Source organism: Candidatus Methylomirabilota bacterium (assembly GCA_035709005.1).
GTDB lineage: Bacteria > Methylomirabilota > Methylomirabilia > Rokubacteriales > CSP1-6 > 40CM-4-69-5.
The window spans coordinates 321,277-336,453 of the sequence record DASTFB010000087.1 but is presented as its reverse complement, the minus strand read 5'-3'; the positions used below and the strand labels follow the sequence as shown (position 1 = coordinate 336,453).

Sequence of the window (15,177 nt, the reverse complement as noted above, 5' to 3'; positions counted from 1 at the left end):
GGCCAGCCGAGCGTGTGGCCGTCGTCACGGATCCACCGTCGCCGACGGTGGCATCGGGCAGCGAAGCCCAGACGTTCCCCGCACCCTCGAAAGGTCCAACGCCTCCGGAGTTCTCAGTTCCGGACGCGCCTCGGAAGGTCGATGTGCCGCAGCCTGCGCCCACCCTGCCAGAGCCGATGCCCTTGCCCCATGCCCCGGGAAAGGAGATCGCCGGACCCTCGTCGGACCCCGCCGTCCGCATCGCGGAAGCGCCACCGCCGAGCGGTGGGCCGGGCCGAGGCGACTCCGTCGTCTGGCCGAGGACGAGGCGCATCGCCATCACCAGCCCGGCGAATGGGCTGAGGCTCGCGCCCGACGATCCGCCGATCGTCGTCGTGGAAGGCGAGGTGGAGGACGCCTCGGTCTCCAGGGTGTGGCTCGTCGCCAACGATCGGCGGATCGCCGTGCCCGTTCAGTCCGGGCGCTTTCGTCAGGCCCTCGTCATCGCCGGTTCGACGCTTCACATCCACGCCGAGGTCGACGCCGATGGCGCAACGGCGCATCGGACCTCGACCGTCGCCGTGCATTCGACTTCCAGCAGCGAGTTCGGCATCGTGATGATCGATTGGCCACGGGGCCACGCCGGGGTTCAGGTCGATCTCACGGCCCGCTGGCGGTCCAATCCTGACCGACTCGATGCCCCGGTCCGGACGTTCCCGTTGCGCGCGGTGACCTGGCTCAACGAGGGCTCGACCCAAGCCTTCTATTTCCGCCGGCCCAAACCTGGCGTGTACTCGTTCATTCTGCGCCACCGCGGGTCGGGCCCGGCCGGCGAGATCATCGCGACCCTCTATCTGCCGCGGGCGGGGCAGTTGGCCCCGCTGGTGTCAAGACCGATCGTGACGGAGAGCGCCGGACCGCTGCTCCTCGGCCGCGTGCTTCTGCCGTGGGGCGTCATCTGGGAGCAGGATGACTGGTTTACCGGGCGCGTCGAAAGCGTCGATACGGTCACCAAGTTCCGCATGCCCGAGGGGGTGATCTGGACCGAGGGCCGACATGGGCTCCGCCGATGATTGACGAGGTGATCGACTTCCTGGTCAGGACCCAGAACAGCGATGGAGGCTGGGGAGCAACTCCGGATCGGCAGAGCAATACCGAGGCGACGGCGCTTGCCGTGGTCGCGTTGACGACGTGGAAGGCGAGTGCACCTCAGGCGTGTATCGACCGCGGGGTCGCCTGGCTCCTCACTGCCCAGAAACTGGACGGAAGCTGGCCGATTCGGCGCGACGTCGACGCCCCGTCCTGGGCCACCGCGCTCGCCGTGCTGGGCCTGGCGCCGTTCGAGACGCACCGGCGGCGCGCGCGGGAGGGAGCCCGATGGCTGCTCGGGCAGCGGGGTCGACGTCTGGGTTGGTTGGCGTCAGTCCTGTACCGGGTGGCGCCGACGAGGATGACTGTGGAGCTCAACCCCGATCTCACGGCCTGGTCGTGGACGCCCGATGCCTTCAGCTGGGTCGAGCCCACCGCCTATTCGCTGATCGCTCTCCGGAGTCTCAACCCGGTTGAGCTGGAATCGGCGAGCGCACGCATCCACGAAGGCGAGCAATTGCTGTACGATCGCATGTCCGACGGCGGAGGCTGGAACTACGGCAACCCCAGGGCCTTTGGCGTCTGGCTGCCGCCGTACCCCGAGACGACGGCCCTGGCCTTGATCGCGCTTCAGAACCGTCGCGCCGCCACCGCAAATGAACTCAGCCTGGCCAGGCTCGTCGCCATGACCGGGGAGCTCGTTTCGGGCCTCGCCCTGAGCTGGGCGATTCTCTGTCTTTCGATTTATGCGCAGCCGGTGACGGCATGGCGGCGGCGGCTCATGCGCCTCTTCCGGAGAACGGGGTTCCTTGGCGAGACAAGAACGATGGCGCTGGCGTTGCTGGCATTGAGTGACGGGCCCGGCCCCTTCCACTTCACTCGATGATGGATCGTCGGCGCTTCCTCCAAGCCTCACTGATGACCCCGGCGATCGGGGGCCTCCCCATACGTTCGAGGGAGTCCCGGTGGGCACGTTCCGCATATCGGCGTGCGCCGGAATCGAGGGTGGCCATCCTCGCTGCTGGCAGCTACGCGCATCCTCTGGTTGACACGGTCCTTCAGGGGATCCGACTCTTCCACCTCAATGTCCAGGGCAAGCGGGTACTCCTCAAGCCCAATTTCGTCGAGTTCGACCCCGAGGGAGCCATCAACACGCATCCCGCCGTCGTCGCGGCGGCGATCGAGGCCTTCCGGCGGCTGGGAGCCCGCGAGGTGCTGGTGGCCGAAGGGCCCGGGCATCGGCGCGACAACGAATATCTGCTCGAGGCCTCTGGCCTCCAGTCGATTCTCCGGGATCATCGCATCCGCTACATCGACCTCAACACCGACGATGTCAGACCACTGCGGCTGAACAGCTGGTTCACGACACTACGCCGTCTCTATTTTCCCGAGACCGTCGTGAAGGCGGATCTGGTCGTCTCGATACCGAAGCTGAAGACGCATCACTGGGCGGGTGTGACGCTCTCGATGAAGAACATGTTCGGCACGATACCGGGAGCGGTCTACGGCTGGCCGAAGAACGTCCTTCACTGGGCCGGCGTCGACGAGAGCATCGTGGATATCAACAGTACGTTGACGATGCCCCGCTTCGCGATCGTGGACGGGATCGTCGGCATGGAAGGGAACGGTCCCATCCAGGGCGAACCGCGGTCGGCCGGCATCCTGATCTTCGGCGAGGACAGCGTCGCCGTGGACGCCACCGCGGCACGCCTGATGAAGATCGATCCAACCAGGATCAAGCATCTCCGGATGGCCGGCGAGTTCCTGGGCTGCATCGAGCGAGAGCGAATCCAGCAGACGGGTGAGGCGCTCGAGCGTTTTGCTCAAGACTTCGAGGTGGTCGCTGCGTTCCGGCACCTCAAGGAGGGCTGACGCGATGGTTCTGCAACTGATGGTGCTCGGGCTGGCGGTTGCATTCGGAGCCGGCGGCGCCGGCGCGGCGACGATCGAAGACCTGAACGAGGCAGGAAAAGCCGCGTACGCTCGGGGAGACTACGCGACGGCCGAGCGCTTGTTTGCCGGAGCCATCGCGCGTCAGCCTCGGGAGCCGCTGTTCCATTATCATCGGGCCGTTGCCCTCACGCGGCTGGAGCGCTGGTCGGAGGCCGTTCAGGCGTACGAAACCACACTGGCACTGAAGCCCTCGGCCGGCCTCGCCGCGGCCGCGACCGACGGCATACGGGCACTCATGCCACTACTGAAACGGCGAGCAGCGCCCTCCACCGACGGAGATGTCATCGCCGTGCCCCTCAAGAGGGCAGGCGGGGTCTGGTGGGTCGAGGTCACCCTCAACGACTCGCGCACGACCTGGTTCATGATCGACACCGGCGCGACCTGGTGCACCCTGTCCCCGGAGCTGGCAGAAGCGCTCGACATACGATCTCCGCGCGACGCGCGGATCGTGAATTTGCAGACCGCGAACGGACGGACGTCGGGGCCGCTGGTGTGGATCTCGTCCATTCGGCTGGGGGACGTGGAGGCCACGAACGTTCCGGCGGTGGTGCTGGGCTCGGCCGACCTCCGGGAGGTCGGTATCCTCGGAAACAGCTTCCTCTCGCGTTATGTGGTGACTCTCGACTCGGAGAACTGGGTCCTCAGGTTGCGGCCGCGATGAACGCAGAGCCGTTCGACCGTAGCGATGTCACGGCGATGGCGATTGACGCTGCTGGGCGGGGTTCTGGTGCGCCGGGCTAGGGCCGTGGAGGCTCGGACTCCGGAATCAGCCGCGGCGCAGCGCGGTACTCGCGGAGGCGCTCCTCAAAAGTGACGTCGCCTCGCTTGCCGATCCAACGGGCGTAAGAACGCACCGCCGACACGTACCAATATTCATCGAGGGCTTGCCCAGAGCTCTCGCGGGCTAGCTTCACGGCCCGGAATGTGCCAGCGGGTACCTCCACCGGCTCGATCGCGACGACGGCGAAGGTGTCGTTCACGGGACGCGCCACCCCCCGGTCTTCCCACGTTCCCTGGTAGCCCCAGCGACGGCCCACCGCTAGCGGCCAGACGAACCAGGGGTGCGGCGGCACCATCCGGGCCTCGACGGTCGAGTTCCGGATGGCGGCCGCCCAGTGGAGCTCAGACGTGTAGTAATGATCGACGTCGCTCAGGCGCACGACGTAGTAGCGGACGCCGTTCACCTCTCGTGTCTCCATCACGTCCACCGTCTTGATGCCGCTCTCGCTACCGCTCGTCCACTCGTAGACCCACCGGTCACCCGGCCTCCACTCGGGGGGGCCGGCAACCGCCGGCTTCGGAGGGGACACCGAGGCGGGCGCTGTCGCCGCAGCGCGGTCTTTGTCGCCGGTGCGGCAAGCCGCCAACATCACGGCGGCGACACACACCGCAGCGACACACCAGCCCCATCGTCCCCCCACCGACGACGACGGTCTCACAGCGAATATGCTCTCACAGGGGATGTGGCGACCATACAGATTCCTCTTGCCGCCGCGTGACGATGCTCGTTCAGCCCCGTATCGCCCCGATCATGGCGCCGGCCACGGCGATGAGGGCGCCGATCGGAAAGCGATCATCTGGCCATCGTCGCCACCCAACGAGGAAACCTACGATAACGAGGGCGCCTGCCGCGTGTGCGACCACGAACGCCGCCACGGCGCCTTCCCAGCCCAGCGCCGCCCCGAGGACCACCATCAGTTTGACGTCACCGCCACCGAACCGTCGTCGGCTGACAAGCGAGAGCAGAAGGGCAAGGCTGCCGGCGATCACGACACCGAGAAGTGATCGAGCGAGAGGTGGTTTATGGAGCAGCACAGCCAGGAGCAGCGCATAGGCCAGTCCGGGTAGCGTGATGATGTCGGGGATGCGCCGCGCGGTCACGTCGAGAACGGCGATCGCGGCGAGGGCGACCAACAGCGGGGCGAAGGCCCAGGCCTCGGCCGCCGTGCCGGACCGCGCGAAAAGGACGATGAGCAGGCTCCCGGCCACGAGGATGAGGCTCGACAGAGGTACGGGTTTGCCGAACAGCGCGACGAGGTCCGCCGGCGAAGTGCGAACTGGGTTTGCGGTCGACCTCAGGTTCCGCGGGACTTGCGCCGCCCGCGGATCTGGTCGCCGTGCTCCTTGTGAAGCGGGGCGGTCTAGCGGTCCACGATCTTCCACGCTGTGTCCACCGCCGCCTACATTCCCGAAGAATGCTCCAAACGCCCGGGCCGGCGAAGTAGCGTGACGAGTGCTCCACGACGCCAGCTCGCATGGCTGACGAGATGGCAGCCGCCTCGGCCCTCATCGTCGTGGCTGATATGGCGCTCAGTGCGATGAGGATGGCCGCAACCCGAAAGGAGCCGGGGCCTGGTCACCTGCCGCCGTGTATGGGCGGGCAGATTACGCATCGGTCTAGACGCGGCGGATGGTGAGCGGAAATGATCCATAGCCACGGGTAGAGATTGTATTTGAGGCGTGAATCGAGGAGCGAGATCTTTCGAGGCTGCAGGTGCGCATCCCCAGGGGATCGTCGCCTGGGCCTCCAAGAAGGCAGCCTTGGCGGCTTCTCGCGAGCCATTCCGGGCGCCGACTATCCGGTTCTGAATAGCGCATATCACGAGCGAATTGGCCGCGGGGTGTGATGGTGGTGTCCGTCGCGCCGAACGTCAGGGTTTCCGGCCAATTGCGAGACTTGGCCGGCGTCGACCATTTGGTGCGCCGTGTGCACTATCTCCAGCCCGATGCGAGCTGCGGTCGCCAGCTGAAGGGGCGACCACCATGTGGCCTAGGATCTTGGCTATGGATTCGCCGACGGGAGGATGACGATGATTGCGCGGGCACTGTTGACGATGATGGCGGTTGCTCTGATAAGCGGCTGTGGCCTCACTGCCCAGCAGACACGGACCCTCGATGACTTTGCAGACTGCGCTCCGGGCGGCGCCCACATCACGAGCCTGGCCGAAGACGGCCGGTTCAAGTTCGAAGCAACCGACGCGTACGAGGCCTACGGCATTAAAAAGTGCCTCATGAAGAGAGGCTACTGGTTCACGAGCTAAGGAGGGAGCATATGAATTTCCATTGGCCGGTCACATTCAAATTTTTGGTGCGAGCGCTCGTCGCTCTGGTCGTCATTCTCCCCGTCGCCGTCGATCCCGGTCTGGTGTGGGGCAAAGACGGCAGCGGGCCCGGCGCCAGTGCCGGTGGCGGGAACAGCGGAGAGGGCGTCGGGTCCACTTCTGGAGGCGGCGTCGGTGGTGGTGACGGCGGCCACGGTGGTGGCGGCACCGGCGGCACGGGTGGAGGCTCAAGCGACGGCGGCACCGGCGGCACGGGTGGGAGCTCCAGCGACGCAAGCACCGGCGGCACGGGAAGCGGCGGCAGCGGTGGGGGCAGCGCTTCGGGCGGTGGTGCGGGAGCTGGCGACAGCGGTGGAAGTGCTGACGGCGGAGGCGGAGGTCTCGTCAGTGCTGGTGGCGGTCTTTCTGGGCCGTCGGGCATCGGGGTCGTCCGGGGGTCGCGCGAACCCCTGCCACCCTGCGGGGGGCACTACGAGCCCACCGTCGGGACGGGATTTGGCTTTTGCCTCTACGATTGATCGTCCGACCGCGCGCGGGCGCACCCACTAGCGTTCCAAGCCCGGGAGATGGCGCTCAGGCGTCACCTCCCGGGTGGAGTTGATGCTCCCGGCCGGGTCGGTGTGGCACGGGTCGTCGAGGGACTGAATTGCCGCGATGGCGTGGCACAACTCGTGGGCCTCGATCTCGAACGCCAACGGCGAGGGCAACACGTCGGCATACCGCACGATCTTCACCGCCTGCACCGCTCGTCCCGCCGTAACGTGGACGACGTGACTCCGCTGACACCCGAGCAGCGGACCACCGGCCACTCCCGCATCGGCGCACTCACTCCATACCACGCTCCGGTCCTGGGTCACGACGAGCGTCACCAATGGTTCGCCTGGGCGAATGTGACCGAACTGAATTCCGCGCGTTGCCGATTGGGAGACGAGGGTCAGCAAGCCCTGGCTGCTGGACGAGGCGCACCCCGCCAGCGCCGCCACGACGAGTCCCAAGGCGACCATCAGGGCCGGGCCCATGCAGCGCCTAGGATATCAGCTTTGTCCCATCAGGCCCCGGCCCGGTAGATCTACACAGGGCGGCGGGTTTCAAGGGGGCGCAACTGGCCGGCCGGACGGCCGACGGGCTCATCACGACCGGGCCCGATCGCGAGCTGGTCAAGAAAGCTCCAGGCGGTGGGCGGCCGCGGGAAGCCGCGCTACGCCGAGCTGACGGTGTGCAGGGCCCCCGACGAGGCCCGGGCCCGGCGGACGGCGGCGTCCTCCACGCCCAGCTGCCGTTGCCCGGCCAGTTCGAGGCGACCGCCGGGCTCGTCACCGAGGAGAAGACCGGCGGGCCCTGACTCTCCGGCTGCCGGTCAGGCCGTGCGGCGCGCGCCGTGCGTCGCTGGCTTCTCCAGCCAGAGTGCGTCGACCGCGGCACGTCCGGGACCGGCCAGAAAGAGCAGGATGTTCCCGGCGAGCAGCATGATGTCGAGCCGCGCCCCGGCGAGCCCGACCGGGATCTTCACATAGAGCGTCGTGACGAGGAACTCGATGGCGAAGACGAGCGCGACCCAGCGTGTCGCGATTCCCAGAATCAGCAGGGCCCCGCCGACGATCTCCACGAGCATGACGAACAGCCCCGTCACGCCCGGGGCCGGAATGCCCATCTGCGCGAAGCTGGCGGTGACCTCGTCCATCCCGACCATGAGCTTCGCCCAGCCCGCCACCAGCACGATGACGCCGACCGCCAGGCGCACGGCGGTGATCCCCCAACCTGGATCGATGCCCCAGATCCCTCGCATGCGCGCCTCCTTGCTGTCTCGACCACCGGTTGGCGTGTCGGGCCGAGGGTAGCACGCGGGCCGGAGACCCCCGGATGGTGATTTACAATACCGGCATGAAGCTGTCGGTGGACGGCCGCGCGGTCGAGGTGCCCGCCGGCGCGACCGTGCTGGACGCGGTCAACGCCCTCGGCATTGCGCTGCCCCAGTTGTGCAAGGATCCCGATCGTCCCCCGCTGGGCGCCTGCCGCACCTGCCTGGTCCGCGTCGAGGGCGTGCGGGGGACGCCGGCGGCGTGTCATCTGCCGGCTCGGGACGGAATGGTCGTGAGCACGAACGACCCGGACGTCGTCCGCGTCCGGGGAGGCGTCTTGCGGCTCACGCGGGGGATGCTCACGTCCGGTCCCGACCGCGATGGCTTCGGCCAACTCGGTGAGGCGTGCGCCCGCCATGCCCTGAGCGGGCCGACGCCGGCGCCGCTCCACCGCTTCGCGGTCGACGACTCCAAATCGTTCTTCGTGCTCGACCGCGAGGCTTGCATCCTGTGCGGCCGCTGCACCGTCGCCTGCGACGACGTCCAGCTCATCGGCGCCATCGCCCTGCTGGGACGCGGCCACCGCATGAAGGTGGGGGTGGCCGGCGACGGGGCGCTGGCCTCGTCCGTCTGCACGTCGTGCGGGCAGTGCGTGGCCACCTGTCCCACCGGGGCGCTGCGGCCGAAAGAGGCTCCGGCCGAGATCGCCGGCCGTGTCGAGACCACGTGCCCCTACTGCGGGGTGGGCTGTGGGATCGTGCTGGGCGTGCGCGCGGATCGTCGCCTGGCGCTGATGACGGACGACGTGCCGGGCAATCACTCCAGCCGGGGCACGTTGTGCGTGAAAGGGCGCTTCGGCACCGGCTTCGTGCACGCGCCAGACCGGATCACGACGCCGCTCGTCAAGCGCGACGGGCGCTGGTGCGAGGTGTCCTGGGACGAAGCCCTGGACACGGCCGCCGACGGGCTCGCCCGCCATCGCGGGCGCTTCGCCGCGCTGGCCAGCGCCAAGGCCACCAACGAGGACGGCTACGTCGTGCAGAAGCTGGTCCGCGCCGTGATGGCCACGAACAACGTCGACCACTGCACGCGGCTCTGCCATTCGCCGTCCGTCGAGGCGATGCTGGCCTCGATGGGCTCCGGGGCGACCTCGAATTCCTACGTGGACTACGAGGAGGCCGGGTGCCTGCTCATCGTGGGGGCGGATGCCTCGGCCAACCACCCGGTGATCGCTATCCGCTTCCGCCGGGCCATGAGCCGTGGCGCTCGCGTCGTCGTGGTCAACCCCAAGCGCATCGAGCTCTGCAACCAGGCCGATCTCTGGATCGCCAACCGCCCGGGCACGGACGTGGCCCTCTTCAACGCGATGGCCCGGGTGATCCTCGACGAGGAGCTGGCCAACGCGGAATTCATCCGTGCTCGCACGGAGGGGTTCGAGGCCTGGCGGGCGTCGCTGGAGCCGTTCACGCTCGACTACGCCTCGCGCCTGACCGGCGTCGCGCCCGCCGACATCCGGCAGGCCGCCCGCTGGTACGCCCGTCCCCCATTCGCCGGCTCCTGCCTCGTGTGGGGGATGGGCATCACCCAGCACGTCAACGGCCTGCACAATGCTCACGCGCTGTTGAACCTGGCGCTGGTCACCGGGCAGCTCGGGTTCCCGGGATCCGGCGTCTCCCCGCTGCGGGGCCAGAACAACGTCCAGGGCTGCGGCGACGCCGGCTGCATTCCGACCAACCTGCCCGGCTATCAGACCTACGCCGCCTCCACCCTGGACGCGTTCGAGCGCGCCTGGGGCGTGCGGCCCCCGGAGCGTCCCGGACTCGTGGTGACGGAGATGGTAGAGGCCTGCCTCAGCGGCGACGTGCGGGCGATGTACATCGTGGGCGAGAATCCGCTGCTCTCCGAGCCGGATCTGCACCACGCCGAGAAGGCGATCGGCCAGCTCGACTTGCTGGTCGTGCAGGACCTGTTCATGCACGAGACGGCCGAGCGAGCCCACGTGTTCCTGCCCGCCGCCTCCTTCGCCGAGAAGGAAGGCACCTTCACGAACTCCGAGCGTCGGGTCCAGCGCGTGCGCCAGGCGCTGGCGCCGCCCGGGCTGGCTCGGCCCGACTGGTGGATCACCTCCGAGCTGGCCAAGCGGCTGGGCCGCCGGCTCGGTCTCGACTGCGACCGGCAGTTCACGTATTCCGGGCCGGCGGCGATCCTCGACGAGATGGCCCGGCTGGTCCCGTTCCTGGCCGGCCTGTCCCATGCCCGGCTGGATCGTGAAGGCGGACTGCAGTGGCCGTGTCCGAGCGCCGACCACCCGGGCACCCGTTACCTCTACGCGGAGTCCTTTCCGCGCGGCAAGGGCCGGTTCGTCCCCGCGCAGCAAACCGCCGCGGCGGCGGAGCTGCCTGACGAGAGCTATCCGCTGATCCTCAACACCGGTCGGCTCCTCTATCACTGGCACGGGGGAACCATCACCCGGCGCGTCGCCGGCCTGCTGGCCCTGGCGCCCGATCTCGAGGTGGCGATCCATCCGGCCGACGCCGAACGCCTGGGAATCGCGCAGGGCGAGGCCGTCAAGGTCACCTCGCGCCGCGGCGAGCTGACAGGTCGGGCCCGGCTCACCGACGCCGTGCAGCCGGGCGCCATCTTCGTGCCGTTCGTGAAGCTCGCGGAGTCGGCCGCGAACTTCCTCACCAACCCGGCGTTCGACCCCGGCTCCAAGATCCCCGAGTATAAGGTCTGCGCCGTGCGGGTGGAGCCGCTGCCCTCGCGGGCGCGCGGCTGAGCGGCCAGGTGGCGGTCGCCTCCGACACGACGGCGCGGGTGCTGGCGGGCTTTCCGCGCGAGCGTCAGTGGTTGCTGCCCGCCCTGCAGGCCGTGCAGCATGCGCTCGGGACCCTGTCCGAATCGGCGCTGGCCGAGGTGGCCGGGCACTTGCGCGTCCCCGTCAGCGAGGTGTGGGGGGTCGCCACGCACTACCCGGAGCTTCGGCTGGCGCCTCACGGCCGTCACCACGTCCGGGTCTGCACCGGTGTGTCCTGCGCGCTGGCGGGCGGCCGGGCGCTCCTCGACGGCATCGCGGGACAGCGGAAGGCGACCCCCGGCGAGGCCGGCGAGGGCCGCGAGCTGACGCTCGAGGCCGCCGACTGTCTTTTCGCCTGCTCGATGGCGCCGCTGGTCGAGGTCGACGGGGCGCTCTACGGTCGCGTGCCCCAGGCCCAGGTCAGCGGCCTGGACGGCTGGTTCGCCTACGGGCGCCGCCACGAGAGCGCCGCCGAAGCATCGCCGCCAGCGCGGGTTGTCCCCCGAGCGAGCACGGCGCGCGAGTACGTGGCGGCCCTCGTGGAGCAGGCCCGTTCGGCACACCCATCCCGCCCGCGGCTGCTCGTTCAGGCGGGCACGTGCGGCCGCGCCGTCGGCGGGCAGGAGTTGTGGCGGGCCCTCAGCAGTGAGGCGCGCCGCCGCCGCCTCGACATCGACGTGCTGGAGGGGGCGTGCAACGGCATGTGCTACGCGGCGCCCCTCGTGGAGCTCCGCGCTCCCGGATGGCCGCGGTCCGTGGTCGAGCGCCTCGAGGCCCGCGCGGTGGGGGTGTTCCTCGATCAGCTCGCCTCCGAGCGCGGCGACTTCCGCGCCGCAGGGCTCAGCGGGGTGGTGTGGGCCGACGGGCCGTGGCGCGGGCTCGTGCCCGCCAGGAGCCATCCGTTCTGGGAGGCGCAGGAGCGGGTCGTCCTGGCCCGCGCCGGTCTCCTCGACCCCGCCAGCCTGGACGACGCGCTCCTGGCTGGCGCCTACGCGGCGCTCGCCCAGGCCCTGGACGGCTCGCCCACCGACGTGATCGAGGCGGTGAGGGCGGCGGGCCTGCAAGGGCGCGGGGGCGCCTTCTTTCCGGCGGCGCTCAAGTGGGAGGCCTGCCGAGCGGCTGCCGGCCAGCCCAGGTATGTCGTGCTGAACGGCGAGGAGGGCGAGCCGGGAATCTTCAAGGATCGCCACATCATGGAAGCGGATCCTCATCTCGTGCTCGAGGGTGTCCTGCTCGCCGCGTATGCCTCGGGCGCCTCGCGGGCGGTCCTCTACGTACACGGCGAGGCCGGGGCGGCCGCCGGACGGTTGGCCCGGGCGGTGGCCCAGGCCAGGGTGGCGGGCATCGTCGGCGACCGCGTGCTCGGTCGCGCCTTCGCCTGCCAGGTCGAGCTGCGCCGGGGGGCTGGGGGCTTCGTGCTCGGGGAAGAGACCGCTCTGCTCGAGTCGATCGAGGGGCGTCGAGCCCAGCCGCGAACACGGCCGCCGTTTCCCGTGGAGGCCGGCCTGTGGGGACGGCCGACCGTCATCAACAACGTGGAGACGCTGGCCGCCGTGCCGGCCATCGTGACCCGCGGGGGCGCATGGTTCGCCCCCCTGGGGACTGCCCAGGCGCCGGGGACCAAGGTCTTCGGACTATCGGGCCCGCTGCAACGCCCCGGCGTGGTCGAGGTGCGCAACGGCGTGACGCTGCGCACGCTCCTGGAGGTCATCGGCGGGGGCCTGACCGACGGGGGGCGGCTGCGGGGCGCCGTGGTGGGCGGGCCCTCGGGCAGCATCGTTCCTGCCGGCCTGCTGGATGTACCGATGGAGCCCCGCGGCCGCGTCTCGCCCGGCACCGGCGGTATCGTGGCCGTGCCCGAGGGCGCCTCCGTGGTCGAGATCGTCAAGGCCCTGATCGCGTTCAACGCCAACGAGTCCTGCGGCAAGTGCACGCCGTGCCGCGAGGGGTTGCCGCGGCTGCTCGCGATGGTGGACGAGCTGGCCGCGAGCGCGGAGGCGGAGGCGCGCGTGCGCGAGCTGGCCGAGACGATTCAACTGGCCTCGCTGTGTGGTCTGGGCCAGGCGGCGCCCATCGCGCTGCTGCGCGGGCTGGAACACTTCGGCGAGGCCTTCCGCGGGCAGGCTCGATGAACGAGCGGTTGGCCCTCTCCGTCATCGGCCTGGTGTCGGCCGGGGTGGTGGCGGCGCTCGCCGTGCTGCTGCTGGGTCGGCAGCCGGAGCCGGGAGGGACGATCGATGTGTCCGCGCTGCCCCCGCTGAACGCCGCCCTCAACGCGACGAGCGCGGTGCTGTTGACGGCCGGCTACGTCTTCATCCGCCGCCGCCAGGTGGCGGCGCACCTCGTATGCATGCTGAGCGCGTTCGGCGTGTCCACGCTGTTCCTGGCCACGTACGTCATCTATCACTACTATGCCGGCTCCCGCCCCTTCACCGGTCAGGGCTGGATCCGCCCCGTGTACTTCGGGCTGCTCGTCTCCCACATCGTTCTGGCCGCCGTGATCGTGCCGCTGGCCCTGACGACGATCTACCGGGCGCTCACCGGGCAGTTCTCCCGCCACCGGCGGATCGCGCGCTGGACCTTCCCGGTCTGGCTCTACGTATCGGTGACCGGCGTCCTGATCTACTGGATGCTCTACCACCCTTGAGAAGCGATCCCGTGTGCGGCCGGCCGAACCGGGCCCACGGGCACCCTTGAACCCTAGGCTGCGCTGGGACGGTCGTAGAACCGGTATGTACAGGTCAGACATTCATAGACCCGGCGAGCGACGAGGCGCAACACCAGCCTCTCCAGCACGCCGCGCCTGTGCGCCTGAGCGATTGCGCGACTCCCGCACCGAGGACACACATGCCTTCGCCGGGGCCGGTCCTTTGCTGCGTTCACGGCTCCACCTTGCCCGCCGCATCCTCGAGCCGAATGACTTTCTATCGACGGGACGCTCATGCATGATCGCCGCCGTCTACGTCAGTACAGCGGTCGGGGCTCCTCCCCGGGCAGTCGATGGCCGCCGCCTTGCATACGCCCTACTCCACCCCCGTTCAAGGAGGACGCCATGCCAGGAGCGACCCGCTCGACCGCAGTCCTCGTGATAGTCCTCATCGTCCTCGCCGGATGCCGTACCGTTACCGGGCGCAGCGCCGGGCAATGGATCGACGACAAGACGACAACCGCCAAGGTCAAAGCCGCCGTTGCCTCCGCGCAGATCGGGAGCCTGACCCGCGTGGACGTCGATACCAGCAACGGCTCCGTGTTCGTCACCGGCGTCACCAGTAATGACAGCGAGCGTCAGCGGATCACTGACGCAGCGCGCATGGCCGCCGACGGTAAGCCGATGACGAGCAATCTCGTCCTGGTGACGGCGAAGCGAGACGAGGCGGCCGCCGCCGCCGCGATGTCACCCGCCGCCTCTGCGCGGACGTCCCCTCAACCCGGCCAGATGGGCCTGGCCAGCGCAGCGCCGCCACCATCGACGCCCCTGAAGTTCAGCCGGATGGAGGCTGAGGCCCCCTCTTATGGGCGGTTCGCCGCCTACAACAAGGCCGGCCAGCGCGTCGCCACCGTTTACACACTGCCCGCTTCCGAGTTACGGTCGGGTCTCGCGGGGCTCGACGGCGGAGACCGGCGCATCGAACACATCTCGATCTATCCCCATCCTGGCTCCGGCGAGCCGCAGTACCACCTCGTGCTGTGGCACGTGAACCGACAGCAGGCCCGGGCGCTCGAGTAGTCACGCCGCGGAGGGCTGCCGGAGCAGGCTCCGGCAGCCCCCGGCCGTGACACGCCTTTCCTGCCGCGCTTGCGTCATCGTTCCTGGGTTCCGCGGCGCAGACTTCTTCTGTCCGCCCGGCGAAGAGCGCAATGCCCCACTTCTCACTTCACCCGCGTCCGGCTGACGGTCTGGCGCATGGTCAGGAAGGCGGAGCCGAAGTCGCGGGGCTGTCGCGGGGCCGCCGGGTCGAAGACGATCGGCCCCACCGCTCCCCTGACGTCCGCGCTCACCTGCTGCTCGCGCTCGGACACCCGCGAGCGCGATGGGCCGTTGTCGATCCTCTTCCGGACCTTGGCGTTGGCCCGCCAGGTCACCGAGACGCCGGCGTAGTTCAGGGTCGCCCGCGTACCCTGCGGGCTCACGACGAACTGCTCGCTGGCGATGCCGGTGAAGCCCGACGGAAAGCCGGGGATCTGAATGGCCCGGCCGCGCTGGTCGTAGGCGGAGAAGAAGAGCAGGGTCGAGACGGCGCCGTGTGAGAACCGCGACCGGGTCACTTGCAGGGTAGCGCAGACGCCCGCCCGGCACTGGGTCGCGTAAGCGTCCTCGGTCTCGACGGTATCGACCCGGACGCTGGGGTGGGCGACCGCCGGGCCGACCTGGCTCGCCGGCCAGCCGCACCCACCCAGGTGCGCGAGCAGCAGCCCCAGGGAGAGGGCGAGCCTCAGTACCATCGGCATGTCCTCCGCTATCTGCTTTGCCGCTCCGGTCGGGCCTCCAGGCTATCAT

14 protein-coding genes are annotated in these 15,177 nt (G+C 69.3%); 9 read left to right on the top strand and 5 right to left on the bottom strand.

Annotated elements, in window-relative coordinates:
* Window positions 1-143: 143 nt before the first annotated feature.
* The 4 genes from VFR64_16745 to VFR64_16730 all read left to right on the top strand — a co-directional run bounded on the left by VFR64_16745 (window position 144) and on the right by VFR64_16730 (window position 3,682).
* On the top strand, window positions 144-1,052 hold the full coding sequence (locus VFR64_16745) for a hypothetical protein (protein HET9491388.1): 909 nt from the start codon (window positions 144-146) through the stop codon (window positions 1,050-1,052).
* Window positions 1,049-1,954, top strand: a complete 906-nt coding sequence (locus VFR64_16740) for a prenyltransferase/squalene oxidase repeat-containing protein (GenBank protein ID HET9491387.1) — start codon at window positions 1,049-1,051, stop codon at window positions 1,952-1,954. Before VFR64_16745 ends, VFR64_16740 begins: the two co-directional genes overlap by 4 nt.
* Window positions 1,955-2,073: 119 nt before the next feature.
* Complete coding sequence (locus VFR64_16735) at window positions 2,074-2,940, top strand: DUF362 domain-containing protein (GenBank protein ID HET9491386.1); 867 nt, start codon at window positions 2,074-2,076, stop codon at window positions 2,938-2,940.
* A 4-nt stretch (window positions 2,941-2,944) separates the two neighbouring features.
* The gene (locus tag VFR64_16730; protein HET9491385.1) at window positions 2,945-3,682 is read left to right on the top strand and encodes a retroviral-like aspartic protease family protein; all 738 of its coding nucleotides are present in this window, start codon (window positions 2,945-2,947) and stop codon (window positions 3,680-3,682) included.
* Window positions 3,683-3,758: 76 nt separating this feature from the next.
* On the opposite strand, the gene VFR64_16725 is transcribed toward VFR64_16730, so the two are convergent.
* The 3 genes from VFR64_16725 to VFR64_16715 all read right to left on the bottom strand — a co-directional run bounded on the left by VFR64_16725 (window position 3,759) and on the right by VFR64_16715 (window position 6,952).
* Window positions 3,759-4,331, bottom strand: coding sequence for a hypothetical protein (locus VFR64_16725; GenBank protein ID HET9491384.1), 573 nt, complete (start codon window positions 4,329-4,331; stop codon window positions 3,759-3,761).
* 199 nt (window positions 4,332-4,530) lie between these two features.
* Complete coding sequence (locus VFR64_16720; GenBank protein HET9491383.1) at window positions 4,531-5,010, bottom strand: prepilin peptidase; 480 nt, start codon at window positions 5,008-5,010, stop codon at window positions 4,531-4,533.
* 1,618 nt (window positions 5,011-6,628) lie between these two features.
* Window positions 6,629-6,952, bottom strand: a complete 324-nt coding sequence (locus VFR64_16715; GenBank protein ID HET9491382.1) for a hypothetical protein — start codon at window positions 6,950-6,952, stop codon at window positions 6,629-6,631.
* 347 nt (window positions 6,953-7,299) lie between these two features.
* Here VFR64_16715 and VFR64_16710 point away from each other — a divergent pair, with 347 nt between their 5' ends.
* On the top strand, window positions 7,300-7,425 hold the full coding sequence (locus tag VFR64_16710; protein HET9491381.1) for a hypothetical protein: 126 nt from the start codon (window positions 7,300-7,302) through the stop codon (window positions 7,423-7,425).
* A gap of 15 nt (window positions 7,426-7,440) precedes the next feature.
* Here VFR64_16710 and VFR64_16705 read toward each other — a convergent pair whose 3' ends face one another.
* Entirely contained in the window at window positions 7,441-7,869 is a 429-nt protein-coding gene (locus VFR64_16705; protein ID HET9491380.1) for a DoxX family protein, read from the bottom strand.
* A gap of 95 nt (window positions 7,870-7,964) precedes the next feature.
* On the opposite strand from VFR64_16705, the gene fdhF reads away from it, so the two are divergent.
* The 4 genes from fdhF (at window position 7,965) to VFR64_16685 (ending at window position 14,406) form a co-directional block, all read left to right on the top strand.
* The gene (fdhF, locus tag VFR64_16700; GenBank protein ID HET9491379.1) at window positions 7,965-10,661 is read left to right on the top strand and encodes a formate dehydrogenase subunit alpha; all 2,697 of its coding nucleotides are present in this window, start codon (window positions 7,965-7,967) and stop codon (window positions 10,659-10,661) included.
* Window positions 10,662-10,669: 8 nt separating this feature from the next.
* Window positions 10,670-12,811, top strand: coding sequence for an NAD(P)H-dependent oxidoreductase subunit E (locus VFR64_16695; protein HET9491378.1), 2,142 nt, complete (start codon window positions 10,670-10,672; stop codon window positions 12,809-12,811).
* Window positions 12,808-13,326, top strand: a complete 519-nt coding sequence (locus VFR64_16690) for a DUF420 domain-containing protein (GenBank protein HET9491377.1) — start codon at window positions 12,808-12,810, stop codon at window positions 13,324-13,326. The genes VFR64_16695 and VFR64_16690 overlap by 4 nt, the downstream gene beginning before the upstream one ends.
* Before the next feature lie 405 nt (window positions 13,327-13,731).
* Window positions 13,732-14,406, top strand: coding sequence for a BON domain-containing protein (locus VFR64_16685; protein HET9491376.1), 675 nt, complete (start codon window positions 13,732-13,734; stop codon window positions 14,404-14,406).
* A gap of 143 nt (window positions 14,407-14,549) precedes the next feature.
* Here the strand turns inward: VFR64_16685 and VFR64_16680 are convergent, their stop codons facing one another.
* Window positions 14,550-15,122, bottom strand: coding sequence for a hypothetical protein (locus VFR64_16680; GenBank protein HET9491375.1), 573 nt, complete (start codon window positions 15,120-15,122; stop codon window positions 14,550-14,552).
* Between the last annotated feature and the right edge of the window lie 55 nt (window positions 15,123-15,177).